Below are 25648 nucleotides of genomic sequence, written 5' to 3'. Positions count from 1 at the left end.
GCTAGCGCGGAACTAGCGCTTGTTCTTGGATTTCTTGGCTGACTTGCGCGAGAACATCACTACCGTAGCTACGGCGAAAGCAGCGCCGATAGCAGCTTTGGTAAGCTGGCTTTTGCGGTTGAATTTCCAGTCGGACTTGCCCCCTTTTTCGGCAAAAATATTGGGAATGTGGCCGCGCTTTAAATCGTCCAGAATGCCTTCGACCACGTCTACGCGGTCGGCCAGAATCAGTGGCAGCCAGTGTTTGTACTCGTTTTCGCTAAACTTGAAGGCGTAGCGCCGAATGAGGCCACTGAGGCCCGCGGGCGGGGCAGCCTCGCCGAACACCGCCGACACATTGGGCCGCTCGATGGAGTGCAGCACCTCAAACGTGAGCGGCTGCTGCGGCAGGTCGGTCGGCCGGTGGTAACCCGCATGCTCCCCGTTGGTACGGTGCTTCATGGGGTAGGTAGGGTCGTTTTTCGGGTCGGCATCAATGCCCCAGCCCGGGATGTGCGCGTAGTCTTTTGCAGTCTTTTCCATAAGGCTTCGTGATTAAGGGCGGGCAGAAGGGATGAGCACCGTTTTGATGCAGTCGTCCAGCTTGGCCGAAAAAATGTGGTAGGCGTCGGCGGCTTCCTCCAGCGGCATGCGGTGCGTGATAATGCCCTTGGGGTTGAGGCGGCCGGCCTGCACGTGCTCGATGAGGCGCGGCAGCAGGCGCTTCACCGAAGTCTGGTTGCCGCGCAGGGTCAGGCCCTTATTCATCATGTTGCCGATGGGCACGAGGTTGTCGGTAGGCCCGTACACGCCCACAATGGACACGATACCGCCTTTTTTCACCGCGTTAATGGCCCAGTGCAGCGCCGTGGCCGAGCCAGCTTGGAGCATAAGCTTGCGGCCGGTGAGGGTTTGCATGGCGTTGCCGGCGGCGTCGGCCCCCACGGCGTCGATGCAGACGTCGGCGCCCAGCCAGCCGGTGGTCTTCTTGATAAACATCACCGGGTCTTCCAGCGATTCAAAGTTGTAGGCCTCGCACTGAGCGTAGTTACGCGCAAATTCGAGGCGGTACTCTACGTGGTCGATGATGATGACGCGGCCCGCGCCAAACAGCCAGGCGCACTTGGCAGCCATAATGCCCACCGGGCCGGCACCAAATACCACTACGGTATCGCCGGTCTGGATGCCGCCCATCTCGGCAGCTTGGTAGCCGGTCGGCACCACGTCGGTAAGCAGCACGGCATCGTCGGGGTCCATGTCGGGCGGAATCACCGTGGGGCCAACGTTGGCGTACGGCACGCGGGCGTACTCGGCCTGGCCGCCGTTGTAGCCGCCGGCAGTGTGCGAGTAACCAAAAATAGCCCCCACGGCCGTCGATTGCGAGTTCGACTCGTGGCAGTTACCGTACATTTCCTGCTTGCAGAATACGCACTCGCCGCAAGCGATGTTGAACGGCACCAGCACCTGGTCGCCGACTTTAATCTTGGTTACATCGGGCCCTACTTCCTCCACAATGCCCACAAACTCGTGGCCAAACGTGGTACCCACGCGGGTATCGGGCACGAGGCCGTGGTAGAGGTGCAGGTCGGAGCCGCAGATGCAGGAGCGGGTCACACGCACGATGGCATCCTGCGGGTGCAGGATTTCGGGCATGGGCTTTTGTTCGACGCGGACCCGGTAAGGGCCCCGGTAATTCATAGCTAGCATAAACGGTGCGGTTAAGGTGCGGTGGACTTCCCTACCCCCCGGCTGGCTCTTGGCGCGCAGGCCAAGTATCGACGGCTCAGGCAGTAGGTGCCTGCCTGTTTTACGCAATCCTGCGCCCGCTAGCCAACCTGCTTTGTCCGACAACCTGCTTAACCCAGAGCATACCGCCCGCCAGTTAGCTGAAATGCAAACGCTTCGGCGCTTGCAAAATATTCTCGCCTGCGCCGCCGCTGGCCAGTATTATTGCCTAAGTAGGCGCTATTTCCAGTCGGCCCCACCGCCCACGTTTTTCTCCCCCTCGGGCTTAATCAGCCGGAACTCGACGCGGCGATTGATGCGGGCGTCGGCCTCGGTCACTTCGTCTTTGAGGGGCTTGCTGGAGCCGTAGCCGAAGCTTTCGATGCGGTTGGGCTTGAGTTTGCCCTTGCGCTCGATGTAGCGGCGGATTTCCTCGGCGCGGTCCTGCGAGAGCTTCTCGTTCACGTCGGGGTCGCCGCGGCCGTCGGTGTAGCCCGCAATGCTGAGCCGAAACGTGGGGTGGTCAACCAAAAACAGCGTGATGCGGTCGAGCGTGGGGTACATACTAGGCAATATCCCCGATTTACCAGCCTCAAATTCAATGTTTTTGAAGATGAGTGGTAGCTTGTAGTCAATGCTGTTGGTAAGCAGGCTCATCACGGTATCGCCCTTTAGCTCAAACTTCTTCTCGACCGTGAAGGCGTCGGGGCTCTGGATGAGCATGGCGTAGTGCGAGCCATCCATGAGCTCAAAATCGAAAGAGCCGTCGGGCCGCAGGTACTTGCTGGCTACTTCGACACCATTATCCAAGTCGATGATGCTCACAATACCTTTCAACGGCCGGTTGCTCACCGAGTCGAGCAGCGTGCCGGCTACCTGAGTGGTAGCCAGCGGCTGGGCCTCCATGGGCAGCGGAAAGGAATAGAGGTCCAGGTTCTGCATGTCCTGGGCCTCGGAGCGGGCGTAGTAGAGGTTCTTGCTCTGGCTGTCGATAGTGAAGTAATATTCTGACCCCTTGCCATTTACCAGCGGACCGATGTTGCGCGGCTCCTGCCAGCGCCCGCCTACCCGGTAGGTTTTGTAGATGTCAAAATCGCCAAAATTGAGCAGCTGCCCGCGCGAGCTGAAGTACAGCACCTGGTAGAGCGGGTGAAAAAACGGGCTCACTTCGCTCTCGCGGGTGTTTACGGTAGGGCCCAGGTTCAGGGCCCTACCCCACTGGCCGTTCTTGCCCTTCACGGTGTAGTAAATGTCGCTGAGGCCAAAGCCGCCGAGCCGGTCGGAGGCGAAGTAGAGCGTGTCTTCCTTGGGCGAGAGCGTGGGCTGCGAGTCCCAGGCGGGCGAGTTTACGAGCGGGCCGAGGCTTTTGGGGTTGCTCCACTGGCCGTCTTTGCCGAGCGTGGCGGTGAAGAGGTCGCAGTTGCCGTGGCAGGTAGGGCACTCGCAGCGCGCGAAGAAAATGGTGCGGCCATCGTGCGAGAAGCAGGCCGAGCCCTCATTATAAACCGAATTTATGGGCTTGGGCAGCGGCTGGGCCTCCGACCACACGTTGGGCGCTTCGAGGTGCGAGACGTAGAGGTTTTCGTCTTCCTTGGCGCGCACGCCCTTGCCCATCTGGCGCTTCGAGCTGAACAGCAGCACGGTATCGGCGGCGCCCAGCGCGGGACCGTAATCCGGAAACTTCGAGTTGATGGCGTCGCCCATGTTGGTGTACACGTTTTTGGGCGGGTGGAAGGTGTTGAGGCTCTTGCGGTACTCCACCACCTCATAGTACACTTTGAGCGGCACGTAGAGGTCGGCGGTCCTTTCCTCCAGCGAGTCGTAGTAAAGCTGCACGCGCCGGATGTCGGTGCGGTGGTGCTTGAGCGCCAGCCGGAAATACGCCTTGGCCAATTCCTGCGACCGCGCATTGGCACTGTCGCGCTGCAAGAGCTGCCCCAGGTGCCAGAGCATGTCGGTATTCCGGTAAAAATTCTCGATGCCAAACTGGCCCACGTAGGTAGTCAGCAACGCTTTGGCCTCGGCGTAGCGGTGGCGGCGCTCGGCTTTCTGGATGGCTTTGAGGGCCTTTTTATCTTCGAAAAACGCGATGCGGTTGACGTTCGGAAAGTCGGGCGTGCCGTCGGCGTGCACGCGCAGGCGGCGCGTCACGCGGCCTCGCAGGGCGCGTTGCCGGTAGGTGGGGGGGGTAGGGGCAGCGGGGGTGGGCTGGGCCTTGGTGGGGCGCGGGGCGCGCTGCGCGGCGGCAGGCAGCTGGCCACCTACCAGCACCAGCCAGCAACCCAGTGTATAGAGTAGCAGCGAGCGAAACATAAAGCCTAAATAAATGGAAAATAATAAGAACGTGCAAGTTCTCACCAAACTGCCAGTATCAGCAAATTACTATGCCCGTGGGTAAAGTAAGCCGCCGGATTGGCGGCCGGCGCGGGCTGGCACGGGCCTTGCCGCCCTACCCCGTTGCCTCGGCTGTATCTTAGCCAAGCGGTAGCTGGCTGCCAGAGTGGCAGCCCCAGGCTGGCTTTGGCCGACCTCTTTTTTGCTTTGCCCATGCCCTTTGATTTGCTCCGCCCCAGCCACGCGCTGGCTGGCGGCCCCGATTCGCCTTCCGATGCCATTGCCATTATGGCCGCTGACCCCGACCACCTGCTTTCTGCCGCCGATGCGCCCGATGTGCTGGCCATTCTGCCCGTGCGCAATACGGTGCTCTTTCCGGGGGTAGTGCTGCCCGTGACGGTGACGCGCAAAAAAAGTATTCGGCTGGTGCGCAAGCTGGCCGCCAAAAACGAAAAGCTCATCGGCGTGGTGGCCCAGCGCCAGCCCGACGCCGACGAGCCCACCGCCGAGGACCTGTACCCGGTGGGTACGCTGGCCCGCATTCTCAAGGTCATCGACCAGCCCGACGATACGGTGACCATCATCATTCAGGGGCAGATGCGCTTTGCGGTGGGCGAGCAGCTCACGCACACGCCGCAGCTCACGGTGCGGGCCACGTACTTTGAAGAGAAAGCGCTTGACACAACCATCGACGGCGAGCTGGTGCTGCTGCAAAGCCTGCGTGAGGCCGCCAGCAAAGTGCTGGAGCTGACGCCCGAAATACCCATGGAGGCGCGCAACATGCTCGAAGGCATTCAGTCGCCGGCGTTTCTTATTCACTTTCTGTCGTCTAACGTGCAGCTGGAGCTGCCCGCCAAGCAGCTGCTGCTGGAGCTAGCCGAGCCCGAGGCCCAGGCCCGCCAGCTGCTTGAGGCGCTACTGCGCCAGATTGAGCTGTTGGAGATTAAAAACGACATTCGCACTAAGGTGCACACCGGTATCGACGCCGAGCAGCGCGAATACTTCCTGCGCAAGCAGCTCAAAACCTTGCAGGACGAGCTAGGCCAGGGCGAAGGCAGCCCCGAGGGCGACATAGCTGCACTACGCGAGCGGGCCCTCACCAAAAAATGGCCCGAGGCCACGGCCAAGCACTTCGACAAGGAGCTGAGCAAGCTCACGCGCCTCAACCAGATGTCGCCCGACTACCCGGTGACGCTCAACTACGTAGAGTTTCTGCTGGACCTGCCCTGGGGCGAGACAACCAAGGACAAATTCAACCTCAAAACGAGCAAGAAAATCCTCGACGCCGACCACTTCGGCCTCGAAAAGGTGAAGGAGCGCATTCTCGAATACCTGGCCGTACTCAAGCTGAAGCAGGATTTGAAGGCGCCGATTTTGTGCCTCTACGGCCCGCCCGGCGTGGGCAAAACTTCGCTGGGCCGCAGCATTGCGCAGGCGCTGGGCCGCAAGTACGTGCGCTTGAGCCTGGGCGGCGTGCGCGACGAAGCTGAGATTCGGGGCCACCGCAAAACCTACGTGGGCGCCATGCCCGGCCGCATTATCTCGCAGATAAAGAAGGCCGGCGTGAGCAACCCGGTTATCATTCTGGACGAGATTGACAAGGTGAGCAGCGACTTCCGGGGCGACCCGTCGTCGGCCCTGCTGGAAGTGCTGGACCCCGAGCAAAACTCGACCTTCACGGATAACTACCTAGAGGTGGAGTACGACCTGAGCCGGGTGCTATTCATCGCCACGGCCAACTCGCTCGATACCATTCAGCCCGCCCTACGCGACCGAATGGAGATTATCGACCTCACCGGCTACACCCAGGAGGAAAAGGTGCAGATTGCCAAGAAGCATCTCTGGCCCAAGCAGTTGCACGAACACGGCCTGGGCGAGACGGAGGTTAAAATCAGCGATGCCGCCCTGCACCGCGTGGCCGACGATTATACCCGCGAGAGCGGCGTGCGCAGCCTGGAGCGCCAGCTGGCGGCCCTCACCCGCAACCTGGCCCGCCGCAAGGCCAGCAAGGAAACCCTACCCCCCCAACTTGAGCCGAGCGACGTGCTCAAGATTCTGGGGGCGCCGCGCTTCGAGCGCGATAAGGACCAGGACCACGACACGGCCGGCGTAGTTACGGGTCTGGCCTGGACGAGCGTGGGCGGCGATATCTTATTCGTAGAGAGCCTCTTGAGCCGCGGTCGGGGCAAGCTCACGCTGAGCGGCCAGCTTGGCGACGTGATGAAGGAATCGGCCATTACGGCCCTCTCCTACCTGCGCTCGCGGGGCGACGAGCTGGGCATCGACCACCGCTTGTTTGAGCAGTACGACCTGCACATTCACTTCCCCGAGGGCGGCATTCCGAAGGATGGGCCGAGCGCGGGCATCGCCATTTTCACCAGCATTGCCTCGGCCTACACCCAGCGCAAGATTCGGCCGAAAATGGCCATGACCGGCGAAATCACGCTGCGCGGCCGGGTGCTGCCGGTGGGCGGCATCAAGGAAAAGCTGCTGGCCGCGCGCCGCGCGGGCATCAACCTGATTATTCTGTCGCCCAAAAACCGCAAGGACGTGGAGGAAATCGGCGGCGATTACCTCAAGGGTGTGCACATTCACTACGCCGAGCGCGTGGACGATGTGCTGGCCGTGGCCCTGCTGCCCGAGCTGGTGGCCCGCCCCCAGAAGCTGCCCGTGCGCGACGAGGCCCCTACCCCCCTCGGCCCCAGCGTAGAGGTACAATAGGTAATTTCGCACGGAGTTCACGGAGTTGCACAGAGCTAAAAAACTCCTTTAACTCTGTGAACTCCGTGCGAAATTTTGTCTCGGGCCGCTCGTTACCTTCGAACGATGAAACATTTTTCCGCGCTCCTACTACTGCTGCCTTTTGCTGCCCAGGCGCAGATTGGGGGCCGCGCGGCGTTTCCGTTTCTTTCCCTACCCCCCTCGGCGCAGCTGGCAGCGCTGGGTGGCATGACGGCCTCGGCCCGTAGCACCGACCCTACGCAGTTCTTCGCCAACCCGGCCCTGCTCTACGCGGGCAATGACCACGCGGTGGCCGCCACCTACGTGGCCTACGTGGCCGACATCAAGCAGAGCTACCTGGCCTATACATTTAATACGGAAAAGCGAGGCCGCTTTGGCCTGGGACTCACGTATTTGAACTATGGCAGCCTGCCGCAGTACGATGCTGCAGGCAACTCACTGGGCGATTTTTCAGTGAATGAGTACGCGCTGGCGGCGGCCGACTCCTACACCTGGGGCAAGTTTACGGCGGGCGTCACGGCCAAGCTGGCCGTGTCGGGCATTGCCGGCAGCCGCGCCGTGGGCCTGGCCGCCGACGCGGGCGTGCTCTACAAACCGCACGAGGACCAGGATTTTACAGTGGGCCTGGTGGTGAAAAACGCGGGCTACATGCTAAAGCCCTACATCGCCACCGCCCGCGAGCCCCTACCCCTCGATGTGCAGCTGGGCACCACCATCAAGCCCGAGCACATGCCGCTGCGCTTCACCTTCACGGCCCACCACTTGCAGCAGTGGGATATTCAGTACCTCGACCCCAGCGCGACGACTACTAACGCGGCCGGCGATACGGTGCGCGCCCGCAAAAACTTTGGTGATAACCTGGCCCGGCACCTCACGGTGGGCGCCGAGCTGCTGCTGGGCAAGGGCCTAAGCCTGCGCCTGGGCTACAACCACCTGCAAGCCCGCGAGCTGCGCCTCGACAACGTGGGCGGCGGCGCGGGCTTCAGCTTCGGAGCCATGGTGCGGATTTCGCAGTTTCAGCTCGATTACACGTATGCTACGTTGCAGGCCGCCGGCAGCAGCAATTACTTCACGCTGAGCCGCAGCCTGGATAGTCTTTTCAAGAAAACCGAGTAGGTATAAACCGTTTGCTAAAAACTTTGTGTTAAAAAGAACGTCATGCTGAGCTTGTCGAAGCATCTCGCTCAAGCCGTTGGGTAGCCATCCAACGATTCAAGCGAGATGCTTCGACAAGCTCAGCATGACGTTCTTTTTAAATTCCCCCGTTCCCCCCGATTTCCCATCGAATGCTAGACGACACCTTCCTGACCCCGGCCCAGATTGTGGCCGAACTCGACAAGTACATCATTGGCCAGCACGAGGCCAAGCGCCACGTGGCCATTGCGCTGCGCAACCGCTGGCGCCGCCTGCATGCCCCGGCCGACATGCAGAAGGAGATTGTGCCCAACAACATCCTCATGATTGGGGCCACGGGCGTGGGCAAAACCGAGATTGCCCGCCGCCTCGCCATCCTGGCCGACGCGCCCTTCGTGAAGGTCGAGGCCAGCAAGTTTACCGAAGTGGGCTACGTGGGCCGCGACGTGGAAAGCATGGTGCGCGACCTGGCCGAGCAGGCTGTGAGCCGCCTGCGCCAGCGCCGCCAGGAAGAAGTGAAAGCCCAGGCCGCTCAGGCCGTGGAAGATATCATCCTCGACGCGCTCATCCCGCCCATGAAGGCCCCGGCCAAAGACGGGGGTAGCAGCCCGAGTTTGGGCTTTGGTATCGGCATCAGCGGCGAGCGCATTGCTGGCGACGCCGTGCCAGGCTCGGACCAGGAGTTGAACGAGCGCACTCGCGAGCGCTTCCGCCAGAAAATTCGCAACGGCGAGCTCGAAGACCGTCGCATCGAAATCAACGTGTCGCAGGGTGCCCCAAGCGTGGGCATTATGGGCGCGCCGGGCATGATGGACGAAGCCACCATGTCGGGCCTGCAGGATATGCTGGGCTCAATGATGCCCAAAAAGTCGCGCAAGCGCAAAGTGACCGTGGCCGAAGCGCGCAAAGTCCTCCTCGATGAGGAAGCCGCCAAGCTCGTGGACATGGACGAAATCAAGGAAGAGGCTATCCGCCAGACCGAAAACGCGGGCATCATCTTTATCGATGAGATTGACAAGGTAGCTACCGCCAGCAGCGGCAAAAGCGGCGGCGGCCCCGACGTGAGCCGCCAAGGCGTGCAGCGCGACCTCCTACCCATCGTGGAAGGCTCGGCCGTAAACACCAAGTATGGCATCGTCAACACCGACCACATCCTGTTTATCGCCGCCGGCGCCTTCCACGTCAGCAAGCCCAGCGACCTTATTCCCGAGCTACAGGGCCGCTTCCCCATCCGCGTCGAGCTGCAAAGCCTGACCAAGGACGACTTTTACCGCATCCTCAAAGACCCCAAAAACGCGCTCACCAAGCAGTACCAGGCCCTGCTGGCCTCGGAAGACGTGCAGCTTACCTTCGAAGACGAAGCCCTGCTCAAACTGGCCGACATCGCTGCCGAAGTTAACAGCGAGGTCGAAAACATCGGCGCCCGCCGCCTGCACACCGTCATGAGCCGCTTGCTCAACGACCTGCTTTTCGACGTGCCCGACAAGATTGCGGCCGGCGCGCAGCTCACCATCACGCCCCAGCTGGTAGAAGAGCGCCTGCGCGACATGGTGAAAAACCGCGACATGAGCCAGTACATTCTCTGAGTTTTTTTTTGAGGGGGTAGGGCTATAAAAAAATCCCCAGTCAATTTGACCGGGGATTTTTTATGCGTTGTACAGCAGGTTTAGAAACCCGTATTCTGCGTGATTACACCGCCCGTAATGTTTACCTCCCGTGTGGGGATGGGAAACAGGTTGCGGAAAGTTTGGGTATAGGTCGGTAGCACCGTCTGAATGGTATTCGTGCGGCGCAGGTCAATCCAGTATAGCCCTTCGTAGGCTAGCTCCAAGCGGCGCTGAAGCAGGATATCGCTAACCAAGGTGGCTGCGGTAGAAGCGGTGCTGGGTGCCAGGCCAGCCCGACTCCGGATAATATTTAGCTGAGCAGCAGCTGTTATTAGGTCGCCGGTTTGGGCGGCGGCTTCGGCAATAGTCAACACCACTTCGGCATAGCGCACGCAGTTAAAATAGTCATCACGGGTAGCCGTGTGGGTATATTTCAACGTAGTGCCAGCGGGCGAGTTATTATTATTGATAGCCAAGCGCTTGTCACCAGCCGGGTGGGCAGCAATCAGTGCAGGACCGGCGTCAAACTCGTTGCGACCATCGGGTGCGGGGTACCAATAAAAGGCGTACAGATTTTGGTCATTATTAGAGAAATACAGCTGCCAGATGGCATCGGGAGTAGACGTTGACGCCAGCGACATAGAGGCGAAGCCCAGTACAGCTGGCACCTGCTGAGCATACTTCAGCGCGGCAGGGTAATTACGCAACCACAGCTCAAGCCGAGCCCGTAGTGCAAGCGCCGCATTTTGGGTGCAGCGTAGCGACCCACCGTTAGCAACTACGGGCAGGTTGGCGATGGCAAAATCCAGGTCGGCCCGGATGGCCGTTACAACATCGGCTTCCGAAGAGCGCGCAATGGGGGTAGCAGACGTTGTGCTGGGCACAGGAGTCAGGCGCAGCGGCACTCCTACCCCACCGGTATAGCCAAAGCCCTGCGGCGTACCGCCCCAATAGGCCAGCAGGTTCATGTAGTTATAAGCTCGCAGGCAGCGGGCTTCGGCTTGGGTGGTCACCTTTGGAAACGCTGGGTCGGTAATATTGTCGCTCTGCTGCAGCAAGTAGTTAATACGGTTGATGCCGTCGTAAATGACCTGCCACGTGTTTTGCAGCTGCACGTTATCGCCAGTGAGCAGATTTTGCCCCGCATAGCCATAAGTAGTATTGTAAGTGCCTACCTCCCGGATATTACCCGAAATCAGCTCTCCTAAAGAAGAGTAACCCACACCTTGATAGTCGTTGGCCTGCACCGCGTCGTAGCAGCCAACCAGGCCGGCAGCCGCGTCCTCCTTGGTGGTATAGCCGATAGAAGAGTTGATAGCTGCCTGCGGCTGCACGTCCAGCGCCTTCTGGCATCCACCCAGCCCCAAAACCAGGGCAAAAGCAGCACTGGCGAGTAGCCAGTGAAGAGAATTAAGTTTCATAGTATGGACTGACGAGTAAAATTAAAAGCCGACGTTTATCCCACCCGTGATAGTCCGGGCCTGCGGGTACGTGAAGAAGTCCGTGCCCAGCGAAGTGTTGGAACCAGGGAAAGTGCTCAGCTCCGGGTCGAGGCCCGTGTACTTGGTGAATGTGACCAGGTTTTGAGCCTGCACGTAGAGGCGCAACGTGCGCAGGTGCACCCGCGACAGCAGGTCGGCCGGCAGGTTATAGCCCAGCGTTACTGTCTTGAAACGGCCGTAGGAGCCACTTTCCAGAAAGCGGTCCGACGTGCGAGCGTTACCATTCGGGTCACCATACACGGCGCGTGGCATATCGGTATTGGTATTGGTCGGCGTCCAGCGGTTCAGCACGGCTACGTCCTGGCCATATACTGAGCTCATGCCTTGGTTGTAAGCCCGTGGGTTGTTATAAATCTGGTTACCCACATTGAATTGGAAGAACACGTTCAGGTCGATACCCTTGTAGCGGAAGGTGTTCGTGATACCCCCGAAGTACTTGGGCTGAGCGTTACCCATGATTTCCTGGTCAGCGGCCGTGACAACACCGTCGCCGTTCAGGTCTCGGAACTTGATATCGCCAGGGCGAGTGGACTCCGTCTGATACGCCCCCGTAGACGACTTTGCATTCAAGGCATTAATCTCATCCTGGGTCTGAAATATATGGTCTACGCGGTAGCCGTAGAAGGATCCGAGCGGCTCGCCCACTTTCAGGCGGCTGGCAAAGCCATAGGCCACGCCAGTGGGGCTGGGGTCCGATACGGCCGTTACCTTATTGCGGTTGAACGAGATATTGAAATTGGTAGTCCAGCCAAAGCTATCCCCGTCGCCGGTCAGGTTTACCGTCGTTAGGGCTAGTTCCAAGCCTTTGTTTTCCATACTGCCTACATTGGCGTTGTAGCTCGGATAACCTGTATCGAGGGGCAGGTTATAAGGCAGCAGCAGGTCGTTGGTGATACGCTTGTAAATGTCAGCCGATAGGTAGACCCGGTTTTGCAGGGTCCCGATATCCAAGCCAATGTTGTAGTTGGTCGTGTTTTCCCATTTAAGCGCCGGGTTAGCCAATTGGTTGGGCGCCAGGCCGCCCTGGCCCTGATAGTTGTAGCCCCCACCAATGAGGCCTACCGCTGGAAAGTCAGCATTGTTAATGGTACCGAAGTTGTTGTTACCGGTCTGGCCGTAGCTGGCACGCAGCTTCAATTCTGAAAGGGCCGTCTGGTCTTTCAAAAACGACTCGTCAATCACGCGCCATCCAGCCGACACGGCCGAGAAGTAGCCTATCCGGTTGTCCGCACCGAAATTCGACGAATTATCGCGCCGTACCGAGCCACCCAGCAGGTATTTACCTTTGTAGGCATAGTTGAGCTTGAGCAGTTGGCTAAACAGCGTGCTGTTGGTCGCGAAAGAAGTAGCATCTGTTTTATTGGCTCCCGCCGACAGCAATTGGATAGCATTGCTGGGGAAACCAGTAGCCTCAGCGAAAATGCTGCTGTAGCTGGTACGCTGATATTCTACTACGGCCAGCGCAGTTAGCGAGTGGTCGGTAGCGAAGGTATGCGAATAGTTAACGGCGCTGATATGGTTAAATCGGGGCTGCTGCACTGAGCCAGCCGACGCATCACCGTTAACCGACGCTCCAGAGTTGGTAATAGTGGAGTAGAAGCTGTCATCGCGCTCGTACAGATAGTCAAGGCTAAACGTGGCCCGGTAGCGCAGGTCTTTGATAAACTCAAATTCCGTATACTGCGTAGCAAGCAGGCGATTGTCTACCGACTTGATGAGCGGAACGTTGGCCGCCACGATGGGATTTTCGAGCGAGCCGTTTTTGTAGTATGTCCCGTCTGGGTTAAATATGGGCAGGTCGGAAGAATACAATCGAGCAGTTGTAAGTACCCCGTAAATGCTATTATCGTTGTTAACGCGGTTATTTACGGCCGAGCTCAAGCCGATTGACAGCCCCATGCGAATTTTATCCGACAGGTTGTTATCCAGCGAAAGGCGAGCACTGGCCCGGTTATAACCCGAGCCCACTAAGGTACCTTGTTGGTTGAAGTCATTTACCGACAAACGATAGCGCGACTTGTCTGTGCCACCAGAGAAGGTTACCGCATAGTTGCTAATAGGTGCCGTACGCAGCACGGGGCTTACCCAGTCGGTAGTCGGAGCCGTAGAAGGGTCCTGAAACTGGCTCAGTGGACGGTAGAAGTTATTAGCAGGCTGCGTATACGTGTATACCCCGCCGCTTGCAGCAGCATCACCTGGCCCAAAATAGTAGGCAGTCAGGTCGGCATTACTCCGCCACCTAACGCCGAGCGCGTCAACGGTTCCGTCAGTGTTCGCCGGATAAAAGTTGCTGATTTCATCTAGGAATACCTGCGTTTGTTGGGGGCCGTTTATTACTTGGGGCCGCTTCCACACCGTCGAGGCACCCGTGTAGTACTCCAGGTTTACCTGCGTTTTACCAGCCTGACCGCGCTTTGTGGTAATAATAACAACCCCGTTGGAGCCCCGCGAACCATAAACGGCGGCGGCGGCGGCATCTTTTAGCACTTCAATCGTAGCAATATCATTGGGGTTCAGGTCACTCAAGCCGTTAGTAGTCTGGTTGCCTGTACCCAACTGCGATGTATTACCTGTGCTAATCGGTAGGCCATCTACTACGTACAACGGCTCGCTGCTAGCCAGGATGGAGGCCGCACCCCGCACTCGAACCGAAATTGCCGAGCCCGGTGCCCCAGAGTTTTGTGATACCTGCACCCCGGCAGCGCGGCCTTGCAGGGCTTGGTCAACGCCAGTTACTGGCTGGTCTTTGTACTGAGACGACGCTACAGTAGCTACCGCACCAGTCAACTCGCGACGCGATACCTGCTCGCCGTAGCCTAAAACTACTACTTCGCTCAACTGCTTATTATCAGTGGCTAATGCTATATCAAAATTTGCACGATTACCAATAGAAACCTCCTGCGTTACCATACCCACCGAACTGACTACCAGTGCACCACCGGTATCAGGTACATTCAGGGTAAACCGCCCATCTGAATTGGAAGAAACTCCCGTAGTAGTGCCCTTTAGCAACACTGTTGCTCCTGGTAGGCCCTCGCCGCTTGTCTGGTCTATTACTCGTCCCGATATTGCCCGCGTTTGGGCTATCACCGTTTGGAACACAGTGATTATGAGCACTATGCTCATCAATAAACTTTTTTTCATGCAATGTGATGTTATAAAAAAGTGATTAGATGGTAAGCAAAAAGTGAATGCCCGAAAGTAGCGGCAAAAAATCAAACATGCAGTATATACACCTTCATTACTACCATTTTTTGCCAAAAAAACCCAAAAAAAATCCCTCGGCCAAATTGGCCAAGGGATTTTTTTGAATGACTACTATCAGATTAATAGCCTGGATTTTGCACTAGATTAGGATTCTGCTGAATGTCAACCAGCGGAATAGGTAATACTACCCGGTTATCGCCGTAACTTATCCGGCTTGGGTTGCGCTTGTAGCGTAGCAGGTCATAGTAGCGATGCCCCTCAAAAGCCAATTCCAAGCGACGCTCGAATAGGATGGCGTCAATAAGCGCCTGCTTGTTAGCGAAGTTTGCAGAAGTGTAAGACGGATAGGCCGGAATAGCGGGTACTGAGCGTCCTCGCACGGTATTGAGTAGCGTTATAGCCTCCGCACTAACGGTTGCGCTAATCTGAGCCAGCGCTTCAGCACGATTAAGCAACACCTCGGAATAACGGTGAATCGGTACGTAGTCGAACGACGCGTTATTGTATTTCAGCGTATATATCAGCTCTGAAGCAGCCGGGTAATTACTGCCCGAAGTTAGCAGTAATGTGCGCCGCCGGTCTTTGCTACGAAATTGTGTTGTATCAATACGAGCGTAAGGCGTCACTGTTATGTCAGCCCTGTTTTTACCACCGTAATGCTGGCCCAAAGCGTTGTTGGTATTCGGGTTATCAGACGAATTCATTGCTACTGAAAAGATAGACTCTGAAGTCTGATAGGAAGCAGCAGTAAAGGGCGTAACTGGGCTAGCGTTCAAGGTATGACGTCCACCCGTAATTACGTCGCCGCTGTATTTGGCGGCGTTCGTGTAGTCACCCTTATACAAGTACATCCGCGAAAGCAGCGTACGCGCTGCATCTTTGGTTGCCCGGCCAGTTTTATCGAAACTTGTGGTATAAGTTTCGGGCAAATTAGCTAGTGCTTCGAGCAAGTCTTTTTCAATTTGGTCATACACTTGCTTGACGGTTGACCGCGACAAGTTCTGACTAGCATCGAAAGCCCCTACCGCATCCGGCGCGGTAAGTTGAATTGGCACGCCCAGATGCGAGGCATCGGCCGTAAAATTATAAGGTTGCGCATAAAGGTTCACTAGATTAAAGTAAACAAGCGCCCTTATGTATTTAGCTTCCCCTGTATACTGTTTCTCCAGGTCAGCAGTAGTTTTACCGGGGTTAAGAGCTAACTGCTGAAGAAAATAGTTAACACCATATAGCGTACGGTAGCCACCTGTCCAGCCATTAGTGGCGTAGGCATCGTTCGGCAGCGTAGAGGTAGTATTGACTATGGTGGCGAAGTAAGGCGACGCGTTAGTGTCGTCGCTGCGCACATCGCTGTATATAAGGGCGCGCCCACCCAGAAACTCTGCATTTTGCAATGCATCGTACATCCCAACGGCTGACTTGCCAATGCGGTCAGCACTGGAAAAAGCATCGGCCGGCGTGAGCGCGGTGAACGGGTCTTGCTGTAGCACGTTGCAGCTAGCTGCTCCCATTAGCAGCAGGACACTTAAGGCCGGAATTCGTGCAAACTTAGCGGATTGATACATAATAAATTAGACGCAAAAGATTAGATGCCGAAATTGATACCCAGCGTGAAGCTGCGGGGCTGCGGTACCGAGCGGTTGTCGGTGCCGTAGGCGATGTTGCTGGTGCGGTTGGAGTTCACCTCGGGGTCAGCGCCTCTGTACTTAGTAAACGTGTACAAGTTCTGGATGAGACCATAAACACGCAGGTTCTCTAGGCCAAGACGGGTAGCGAGATTCTTGGGCAGGTTGTAGCCCAAGCTTACTTGGCGGAAGCGCAGGAAGTTTCCGTTTTCGAGCCAACGCGTCGAAGCCTGAGTCGAGACATTATCCTGCAGCACCAGCTTAGGTACATCAGTTTGCTGGCCTGGCGTGGTCCAGCGGCCATTGATTTCTGCGAGGTTATTGTTGAGGGAGTTCGTCATCAGGGCAGCGCGGGTAGCATTATAGATAGAGTTACCTCCGCTGTATTGCAGAAAGACACCCAGGTCAATCCCTTTGAAGCTAAACGTGTTGTCGAAGCCGCCGTACCAGGTCGGAATACCACCCTTCTCTTGGTACTGGTAATCGGCCGTCGTGATGGGGGTAGTAACATCGCCATTCTGCGTCAGCCAACGCCCTGAGGTAGTAGTAGTCCCTGCAGCGTTAGTGGTAGCGTAGGCCGCGTCATACTGCTTGATGCTACCATCAGCGGCGTAGAATTGAGCGTTGCCGTTGGCCGCGTTCACCCCAGCCCATAATGGCAGATAGTACATGCTTAGCGTCCGGCTTGCGCTAGCGCGCTGCACCCCACTAATAATATCACTAGGCGTAGCCAATGATTGTACCCGGTTCTTAATCCAAGTAGCGTTGAAGCTGGTCGTCCATTGAAATCCATTCTGCAGGCGCACATTTACCGTGTTCAGCGTTACTTCTACCCCGCGGTTATACATCTCGCCCACGTTACGGGTAATGGTAGCTGTAGTCAGTGAAGCTGTGTTAGGAATACCAGTGGTGCGCAGCACTGGCGCTGCCAATACTAGGCCGCTAATTTGGTGATTAAAGTAATCCACTACAAGACCAAGGCGGTTATCCAAGAACGAAGCGTCCAAACCGATATCCAACTTTTTACTAGTTTCCCATTGCAGTGCGGGGTTACCAACCTGCGCGATGCTAAAGCCATTTGCGTCGGCATACTGTCCGCCCCCAATCAGCGTACGTGAAGCGTAAGAGCCGATACCGTTGGAGTTACCTACTAGACCATAGCTAGCACGCAACTTTATATCGTTTACTCGACCGGATGAATTTAGGTCGCGGAAGAACTGCTCATCCGAGATACGCCAGCCTATCGAGCCACCTGGAAAGAAGCCGTAGCGGTTGTCAGCTCCGAATACTGATGAGCCATCATAACGTGCGGAGAAAGACAGGTAATAGCGGCTACCAAAGCTGTAATTGGCCCGACCGAAGTAAGACTGAAATCCGTTGGCGAAATGCGTTCCGCCACCCGATAGAGTCGAGGTAAACAATCCATCCAGAATCTCTTTAAATTTCGGATCCGCAAAATCCGCCGCAGGCGTATAAATCTGTTTTTCTTCAGTTTGCTGAAATTCTACCCCGGCTGTCAGGCCTAACGTATGATTAGTGCCGAAGGTGCGGTCGTAATTAGCATAGTTCTGCCAGTTGAACTGGTTGCGGTCTCGCTGATTATCTTGTACCAAGCCTTGCCCTAATTGCCGCCCTAAACCCGATAAGATAGGACTGCTGTACTGGTCCTCGAAGTTCGACAAGTAGTCAATACCATAGCGGGAAGTTAGGCTAAATCCTTTAAAAGGAATAGCAGTCACGTAACCATTGGCGATAATGCGCTGTGAGGTATTGTCGTTGCGCTGCAAATCAAGCACCCCACGTGGATTATTGTAGTTATTGGCCACATAGGCAATATTATTGCCTCCATTACCTAGATTACCAATTGAATTGAGGTAATAGCTGCCATCAGCATTATATACCGGTACGTTTGGAGGCGCATTATATCCCGACACGGTAGCGCCTGACAAATAACCATCCGTCAGAACACCGTTGTTCAGCGTCTTGGCATAGCTACCGCTCAAGCCTGCTTTCAGCCAAGGCCTAGGGGTTACGTCTAAGTTGAGGCGGAAAGCACCCCGACGTAGCCGGTTGGCATTCAAAATGCCTTTTTGGTCGGTCCAATCACCCGAGCCGTAGTAAGAGGCTTTGTCTGTACCGCCCGAAAGCGCCAATTGATAGTCCTGAATAACGCCCGTGCGGAAAATCTGGTCCTGCCAGTTTGTATCTACTCGGTCAGGAGTGCCATCGCCGTTCAAATCCGGAAAAGCCGCGATTGTAGCCGGAATGTTCGGATTAGAGATATTATTAAGCGCACTCCCGGCCCGGCGGTTGGCAGCTTTCTCATTGTTAATAGCAATGAAGTCGTCGGCTCCTAAAAGGTTTAGCTTACGCACAGCTTGCTGAACGCCAATGTAGGAATTTACCGAAACGTGGTTTTGCCCAGCCTTACCACGCTTAGTGGTAATGATAAGAACGCCATTGGCAGCCCGCGAGCCATAGATAGCTGCCGCCGACGCATCCTTCAGTACTTCTACTGACTGGATATCGTTGGGATTGATGTCAGCTAGCGGATTGTAGCGGGTACCGTTGCCTCCGTTGAAGGTATTTGCATTGTCGGTGCTATTGATTGGCACTCCATCCACTACAATTAGCGGCCCAGAGCTGTTACTGATAGAATTTACTCCACGAATGCGAATAGCAGTTTGGTCAGCCAAAGCGCCACCCGTAGAGTTAATCTGCACGCCAGCCGTACGGCCCGTAAGTGCTTGGTCGAAGCTCTGTACCGGCTGTAGCAAAAAGTCTTTCTCTCCTACTTTAGCAATCGAGCCGGTAATGTCTTTTACATCCTGCGAGCCACCGTAGCCGGTTACGACTACTTCACTCAGCTGTTTGTTATCTGCAGCTAAACCAACTTTGAATTGTGAGTCAGCTCCTAGTAGGCGCTCCTGCGATACATAACTAACCGAACTGAATATTAGCGTCCCCCCCGAAGTGGGCACAGTTAGGCTGAAAGTACCGTCTGCATTAGTTGATACACCGTTGGAGGTGCCTTTCAGCAAGACGGTTACGCCGGGTAGGCCTTCGCCTGTCTTTTGGTCTGTTACCTGTCCCGATACTACCCGCGTCTGGGCTAGCACCACTTGGAACAGTGTAAGCATGAGCACGAGGCTCATGAGTAAGGTTTTTTTCATTGAAAAAAAGGGAAGTGAAAAAGAGATAAATTACTGCCAAATGCAATTGGCATGAATTAATTGGTGCCGCAATATAACTGGTAAAGGTCGAACGGGGAATGTCTTCTTTTAGCTCATAAGCTGCGTATAGTCCATTATATGGGCTGTGTAGTCTATAACAAGCTGGTTTATAGCCAAAAAAAGTTACACTTGCATGTCCTTAATTACTCAACTAGCAATTTTGCATATTTTTACTAATTTTCATAAATACCTCATAATCAGAGAAGGTAAATTTTTATCCGATTGCATACATATTAAAAATTTTAATATATCATATCATTTCACAAAAAAGAAAGACTGCTCTTGCGAGCAGTCTTTCTTTTTTGTGAAACCTGTTTGGAATTCGAACCTTAAAACTTATCCCAGAATATCTTAGTCGTAACCAAGTCACCTCCAATGGCAGCGGCGGCAGCAGCATTGTTTGCACCATTCAAGTTCAACTCGGTTGATGGGTAGGGAAAGCGAACTGGAATTTCCGAGATGGCGCGAGCAGGCTTCACCAAGGTAGGCGAATCCAAACGACGCCACTCAGTCCACGCTACGACAGGTTGGTCATACAGCGCAATCCATTTCTGGATACCAATTTTCTGCTTATACGTACCTGCGGCGGTAGCATAAGCTACGGTAGGCTGCGCCAGATAAGCGTCAACATCACTAGCTGAACCACCCGCTTCTATAATTGAGGCCGTGACGGCGGCATTATAGTGCGAAGCGGCAGTTCCTCCGACAGCAATATTGCGTGCGGCGGCTTCGGCCAGCAAAAATTCCACTTCCGAATAAGAAAGCAGCACGCCTGGCAGCGTAGGGTCCTCTAAGCGCGTACCAGGAGCCGAGAAATTGTTATAGGTATTGAGCGCACCATAAGGTCCTCCAACGTAAGCGTTTCCTGGGCCTAGCTTGAAGTAGCTGGGGCGGCGGGGGTCATTCAGCGTATTCAGTTGGTTTACGAAAGTATCAGCTCCCACAAAGTCATAGCGGCCGCTCTGAATCAGGTCTTCCCACAAAGGATTAGTGTTGGGAGGAGATGAAATGAATTGCAGTTGGGCTTTGTCACCAACAGCTTTGAATACGTTGGGAGCCGCTTGCACAGCAGCCGTTGCAGCCTTGGCAGCATCGTCGTCAGCAATGGTCAGGGCCATGCGCAGTTTCAGCGAGTTACCAAACTTAACCCAACTAGCCACGTTGCCGCTGTAGAGGATGTCCGCATCGCCCATACCTGCTACCGAAGGGTTAAGCGAGGCCAGCGCAGCATCCAAACGGGTGAAAAGTGAAGCGTAGATGGTTTTAGCATCATCGTACTTAGGCTGCGCGTTGTTGAAGTCCAGGGCTTCCGTGTACGGGATGTTGCCGTAGGTATCAACCAAGGTTTTCCAGGTATAGACCGCTAGAATCTCCACGCACGCCTGCTGGTTTTTCTGAACCGCCGCCGAGGTAAACTGATTGTTTGGAATCAGCTTTTTGGCTTCGCTCAGGTTGCTGAGGGCACCGGTGTAGAGGGCGTCCCAAAAGGCGCGGTTGATTTGCCGGGTATCGATGTTATAGCGCGACTCCTGTGGGTAAGAAGTTTCAGCCCAATACTGCACGTAAAGCCGGAACGGGTTCAGGTTTACGTTGGTGCTTACAACCGTGCGGGTTAGGGTACGCTCAGCGTTGGAGAAGAGCGCTACCCCAGGTACGGCAGCCGGGTTCTTGATATCAACGTTGTAATCCGTCAGGCTGTCTACGCAGCTGGTAGCCAGCAGTAGGGTAGACAACGAGAAAATAATGGCTTTTTTCATACGATAAGTTCGTTTTAGATTAGAAGCTTAGACGCAGGTTAGCCCCTAGCGTGCGCGTGAGGGGGTAGGAGCCCGACTGGTAGCCTTGGCCCAAGTTGCCCGAGCTCAAGCCTTCCTCAGGGTCAGCATCTGGCAGGTTCTTATGGATAATCCACAAGTTGCGGCCTACTACCGAGAACGTTACGCCTTTTACAAAGCCAAAGCGATTGGTCAGACTGCTCGGAAAAGCATAGCTCAGGCTAGCTTCCCGCAGCTTCACGAAGCTGGCATCGTACACAAAGCCGGCGTTGGGGTTGGCGCCGTAGCCGTAGAGGCCAGAGGCATCATTGGCCACGCGGGTAGTGTTAGGAGTGCCATCAGCTTTAACACCGGCTAGGATGATTCCACCGCTGGCTGCGGTATTGGTGACGGGGTCACGCGATGGGTTGCCCAAGTCGTTCAGGCCCGCAGTTTCTGGCTGCAAACCACCGGCTAGGCCGTAGTAGCGGTCAAGCGAGAACAATGAGCCACCCTGGCGTACGTCAACCAAGAAAGTCAAGGAAATGTCTTTGTAGGATACGGTGTTCGTAACACCACCACGCCATTTCGGGTTCGGGTCACCGATAACGGCGCTCGAATTAGTCATCACGTAGGAAGTGCCAGTGGCATTTACCACTTTCTGGCCGTTCACGTACACATAGTCGGAACCACGCAGGCTACCAAAAGCTTGGCCCACCGTAGCGTTGGACGAGATACCACCCTGGTAGGTAGCCAGCACGATGTTATCAACTCCATTGAAGAGCGATAGCACCTGGTTGCGGTTACGGGTCCAGTTAGCGCTCAAACGCCAGGTAAAGTCTTCTGTCTTTACGGGTATTACGTAGCCGGTAACCTCGACACCCCGGTTACGAACCTCACCCGAGTTTACGTAGCGGGCGCTGTAGCCCGAAGCGGTCGAAACGCGTAGCGGGATAATCTGGTTGATGGTGTTCTGCTGGTAATACGTTACCTCTAAGCCGATACGGCTGTTGAGGAAAGCTGTTTCGATACCTACCTCGCCACTGCGGGTGCGCTCGGGCACCAAGTCCTGATTGTTCTTAGTGAGCGGCAAGCGGGCAATGGCGGCGGCACCAAGGGCCGGCGACTGAATGTAGTAGTCATACAGGCTGAGGGGCTGCGCACCCTGGCCTACTTCGGCATAGTTGATACGAACTTTACCGTACGAGACCCAAGGCGCGGCATCACGCAGGCCTTCCGAGAACACGTAGCCCAGCGATACCGAAGGGTAGATAAAAGTGTTGTTGGCACGTATCAGCGTCGTCGATTTATCGCGGCGGGCAGTCAGGTCCAGGAATACCCGGTTGCGGTAGCCAAACGTTGCGTTAGCAAAAATGCCATCTACGCCGATACTTATATCCGTTTCAATAGGAGCAACCAGCGGGCTCACCGTATTAGTCAACGCATATAGGTTCGGGAGAGCTAAACCGCCGTTAGTAGTAGCATAAATCGTTTTAATGTACTGCCGACGCATGTTGGTACCAATCAGGCCCTGAAACGAGAAGTTCTCGTTGAAGTCCTTCTTGAAATTGCCAATCAGGTCGTAGTTAATTTCGCGATAAGTGCGGTTGTAGCGTGCGTAGTAGGAAGGATAGCTGGCAGTAGTGCTGCCCAGCGCCGAGCGTTCTTCCTGCAGTTCGTCGTACGAATCGAGGGTAACGCGACCCAGCACGTTAAACCAGTTAGTTGCTTTGTAAGTGGTGACGACGTTGCCAAAGGTGCGGTAGCGCGTGTCGTTTTCGTAGTTCTGGTAGCGAACGAAATAGGGATTGTTCCAATAGATAGCGGCGTTGTTGCCATTTTCGGGGCTGGCCAGGTTCCAGGTAGCATTCTGATTGGCGTAGTTGTACGCACTCTCCTGCTCCTTGATATCCACGTTGGTCTGCCACCACTGGCGGAAGTTGGTCATCAAATTTTCGGAGCCGTAGCCCGTGCCGTAGCGACCAAGGCCACTCGTGCGCGAAAAGTTGACCGTAGCACTAGTAGTGAGTTTGGGCGTCAGGTTCAGCGCAGCGCTGAAGTTCAGGATGTCTTTAATCACCTTACTATTAGGCAGCACGCCGCGCTCCACGTTGTTGATGTAGCCAATCTTGAAGTTTCCCTGGTCATTACCCCCGTCGATGCTGACGCTGTTCAGGGTCGAAACTGCCGTTTTAAAGAACGTGCTGGGGTCGTTGGAAGCCGCTACCCATGGAGTAGCCTTGCCGAACGTGGACGAGCCCGGCGTGTAGGCGCCCCACTGTAGCACGTTCAGATTCGGATCAAACTTGTTGCCGTACGAAGCGTCGTCGGCGGTAGGAGCTACCGGCGTACCGTTGTCGTCGTTGAAGTATTCGCCATAGCCGGCGCCGTATTCTTTCTGGTACTTGATAAAGGTGCTCTTGTCAATGCGACCTACCGTGAGGCCAGAATTAATTGTCACGTTCAAGCCTCTGCGGCCCTTTTTGGTGGTAATCAGGATGACACCGTTGGCCGCACGCTCGCCGTAAAGGGCCGTAGCAGCAGCACCTTTCAGAACGGTCGTAGTGGCGATGTCATCGGGGTTGATGTCAGAGGCCGCGTTGCCATAGTCATAGCCACTGCCACCACTCTGCTGGCTACCCGGACGGGTACTCGTTGCGCCACCGCTGTTCGTGTTATCGTTGCTGATGGGCACTCCGTCGATTACAAAAAGTGCCTGGTTGTTACCGAATAGCGACTTGCTGCCCCGGATAACTACGTTGCTCGAACCGCCCAGCGTGTTGCTTTGCGTGATAGCCAGACCAGCTACTTTACCCGAAAGACCATTGACGGCACTAGGGTTACGAGCCTGGGTTATTTCGCTGCCATCAATTTGAGTAGCGGAGTAGGCCAGCGAGTTGCGGCTACGCTCTACGTTGAGAGCCGTTACTACTACTTCGTTGAGCTGTTTGGCATCGGGAGCCAAAGCGATAGAGATGGTATTGGAGCCCGTGATGGGGGTCTCCTGGGTTGCGTATCCGATGAAGCTATACACCAGGGTAGTAGCTACAGAAGGTACGCTCAGGGAGTAGGCACCATCGGCATTAGTGGAAGTGCCAATAGTGGGCTGGCCTTTCACAATGATAGTTACCCCTGGCAGGCCTTGTCCATTGGCACGGTCGGTTACCTTACCGGTGATGGTTCGGTCTTGTGCCCAGGCTGGCTGGCACAAGCCAGCCAAGAGCAGCAGAACCCAGCATAAGAGTTTATTCATGATGTAAATAAGTAAGTGAATGCTTTTAAAAAAGCGAGCTTGTGACGGATGCAGCAAGTATAAGCAAAAAACAATAGCTCGATTGACCCTCACTGCTTAGCTTAACCTGGGTTTAACACATAGTATATCTAGCAATAATCTTGCTTCTAGCAAATTATCAATAACTTACCTATCCTAAGTATGAATTTTTTCAGCATTACTGCGTACTAAAAAAAATTACTTTTATGTAATACACTTCTGATTATACCATGAAGTTAAAGTCGGGCGTCTTACCTCACCTCGTGTTTTGGACGGCTTCTTATTCTTGATAGCTAGACTACTACAGGCAACAAAAAAGGTCTTGCCTACCCGGCAAGACCTTTTCAAATAACAGTATTTCACTATTTGGCAAGCTGCTCAGTTTTGCATTAAATAGCCCTTGATATACTCGTCAAGGTCGCCATCGAGCACATTTTGCACGTCGGTGCGCTCGATGCCGGTGCGCAGGTCCTTGATGAGCTTGTAGGGATGCAGCACGTAGTTGCGAATCTGGGAGCCGAAGTCGATACGCTTTTTGGTGGCTTCTACTTTATCGCGCTCTAGGTTGCGCTTGTCCATTTCCTGCTGGTAGAGGCGCGATTTGAGCATGCGCAAGGCGTGCTCTTTGTTCATGAGCTGCGAACGCTCAATCTGCACGGCGATGATGATGCCGCTGGGCGCGTGGGTGAGGCGCACGGCGGTTTCGACCTTGTTCACGTTCTGGCCACCCGCGCCGCCGGCCCGGAAGGTATCCCAGGAAATATCGGCGGGGTTGATTTCGATGTTAATCGTATCATCGACGACGGGGTAGGCGAAGACGGAGGCGAATGAGGTGTGCCGCCGCCCGCTACTGTCGAAGGGCGACATGCGCACCAGCCGGTGCACGCCGATTTCGCTCTTGAGGTAGCCGTAGGCGAACGGCCCATCAATCTCCAGCGAGGCCGACTTGATGCCCGCGCCTTCGCCGGGCTGGTAGCTTAGCTGCTTCACGGTGAAGCCCTTGCTTTCGCCCCACATGATGTACATGCGCATGAGCATCTCGGCCCAGTCCTGGCTTTCGGTGCCGCCGGCGCCGGGGTTGATGTCGATGATGGCGGGTAGCTGGTCCTCCTCATCGGAGAGCATGCGCTTAAATTCCAAGGCTTCGACCTTAGCCTGGGTAGCGTCGTAATCGGCCTTTATTTCGGCCTCGGTGGCCTCGCCTTCCTTGTAGAAATCGTAGAGCACGTCCGTATCGGCCACGGCTTGCAGCACGGCCTCGTAGTCGTCGGTCCAGGTCTTGATACTCTTGATTTCCTTGAGCTTAACCTCGGCCGCTTTGGAATCGTCCCAGAAGTCGGGGGCCAGGGTTTCGGCCTCGGCCGCGGTTACTTGTTCTTTGCGGGTATCGTAGTCAAAGATACCTCCTCAGAGCCTCGGCGCGGCCCCTCAAGTCCTTTATCTGGTCTTGGGTCATGTGGTGAAATAGTGAGTGGTGAACTGGTGAGTTGGGAACTCACGGTACAAAGGTCGAACAAAAAAAGGCTGGCCGTGGA

The 25648-nt window shown here is 55.5% G+C and carries 13 protein-coding genes; 3 read left to right on the top strand and 10 right to left on the bottom strand.

The window, feature by feature from the left end; all coding sequences use genetic code 11:
- Positions 1-12 precede the first annotated feature (12 nt).
- From E4631_RS03410 to E4631_RS03400, 3 genes are all read right to left on the bottom strand, one after another.
- The gene (locus tag E4631_RS03410; protein ID WP_133657402.1) at positions 13-522 is read right to left on the bottom strand and encodes a hypothetical protein; all 510 of its coding nucleotides are present in this window, start codon (positions 520-522) and stop codon (positions 13-15) included.
- A 12-nt stretch (positions 523-534) separates the two neighbouring features.
- Positions 535-1686: a zinc-dependent alcohol dehydrogenase gene (locus E4631_RS03405; RefSeq protein ID WP_133657403.1), complete on the bottom strand. Its 1152-nt coding sequence runs from the start codon at positions 1684-1686 to the stop codon at positions 535-537.
- A 258-nt stretch (positions 1687-1944) separates the two neighbouring features.
- A complete protein-coding gene (locus E4631_RS03400) occupies positions 1945-4017 on the bottom strand; it encodes an OmpA family protein (protein WP_240734647.1) in 2073 nt (690 codons plus the stop codon).
- Between the two features lie 309 nt (positions 4018-4326).
- Here E4631_RS03400 and lon point away from each other — a divergent pair, with 309 nt between their 5' ends.
- The 3 genes from lon to hslU all read left to right on the top strand — a co-directional run bounded on the left by lon (position 4327) and on the right by hslU (position 9500).
- Positions 4327-6759: an endopeptidase La gene (gene lon / locus E4631_RS03395; RefSeq protein WP_133657548.1), complete on the top strand. Its 2433-nt coding sequence runs from the start codon at positions 4327-4329 to the stop codon at positions 6757-6759.
- Positions 6760-6864: 105 nt separating this feature from the next.
- A complete protein-coding gene (gene porQ, locus E4631_RS03390; RefSeq protein ID WP_133657404.1) occupies positions 6865-7896 on the top strand; it encodes a type IX secretion system protein PorQ in 1032 nt (343 codons plus the stop codon).
- Between the two features lie 170 nt (positions 7897-8066).
- Positions 8067-9500, top strand: a complete 1434-nt coding sequence (gene hslU, locus E4631_RS03385) for an ATP-dependent protease ATPase subunit HslU (protein WP_133657405.1) — start codon at positions 8067-8069, stop codon at positions 9498-9500.
- Positions 9501-9580: 80 nt separating this feature from the next.
- Here the strand turns inward: hslU and E4631_RS03380 are convergent, their stop codons facing one another.
- The 7 genes from E4631_RS03380 to prfB all read right to left on the bottom strand — a co-directional run bounded on the left by E4631_RS03380 (position 9581) and on the right by prfB (position 25569).
- Positions 9581-10942: a RagB/SusD family nutrient uptake outer membrane protein gene (locus E4631_RS03380; RefSeq protein ID WP_133657406.1), complete on the bottom strand. Its 1362-nt coding sequence runs from the start codon at positions 10940-10942 to the stop codon at positions 9581-9583.
- 21 nt (positions 10943-10963) lie between these two features.
- Positions 10964-14149, bottom strand: coding sequence for a TonB-dependent receptor (locus tag E4631_RS03375; protein WP_240734672.1), 3186 nt, complete (start codon positions 14147-14149; stop codon positions 10964-10966).
- Between the two features lie 200 nt (positions 14150-14349).
- A complete protein-coding gene (locus E4631_RS03370; protein ID WP_133657408.1) occupies positions 14350-15795 on the bottom strand; it encodes a RagB/SusD family nutrient uptake outer membrane protein in 1446 nt (481 codons plus the stop codon).
- Between the two features lie 20 nt (positions 15796-15815).
- A complete protein-coding gene (locus tag E4631_RS03365) occupies positions 15816-19028 on the bottom strand; it encodes a TonB-dependent receptor (RefSeq protein ID WP_133657409.1) in 3213 nt (1070 codons plus the stop codon).
- A 389-nt stretch (positions 19029-19417) separates the two neighbouring features.
- The gene (locus E4631_RS03360) at positions 19418-20845 is read right to left on the bottom strand and encodes a SusD/RagB family nutrient-binding outer membrane lipoprotein (RefSeq protein WP_133657410.1); all 1428 of its coding nucleotides are present in this window, start codon (positions 20843-20845) and stop codon (positions 19418-19420) included.
- 19 nt (positions 20846-20864) lie between these two features.
- Positions 20865-24095, bottom strand: a complete 3231-nt coding sequence (locus E4631_RS03355; RefSeq protein ID WP_133657411.1) for a SusC/RagA family TonB-linked outer membrane protein — start codon at positions 24093-24095, stop codon at positions 20865-20867.
- Positions 24096-24491: 396 nt separating this feature from the next.
- Positions 24492-25569 (bottom strand): peptide chain release factor 2 gene (gene prfB / locus E4631_RS03350; RefSeq protein WP_205704198.1). Its coding sequence is split into 2 segments (ribosomal slippage): positions 24492-25508 and positions 25510-25569, totalling 1077 coding nucleotides; the frame shifts between segments, so codons are not numbered across the junction.
- Positions 25570-25648 lie beyond the last annotated feature (79 nt).

This window comes from Hymenobacter sp. UV11 (genome assembly GCF_004684095.1).
Classification (GTDB): Bacteria; Bacteroidota; Bacteroidia; order Cytophagales; family Hymenobacteraceae; genus Hymenobacter.
Note: the sequence above shows the minus strand (reverse complement) of the source record. Positions and strands in the feature narration are given on the sequence as shown.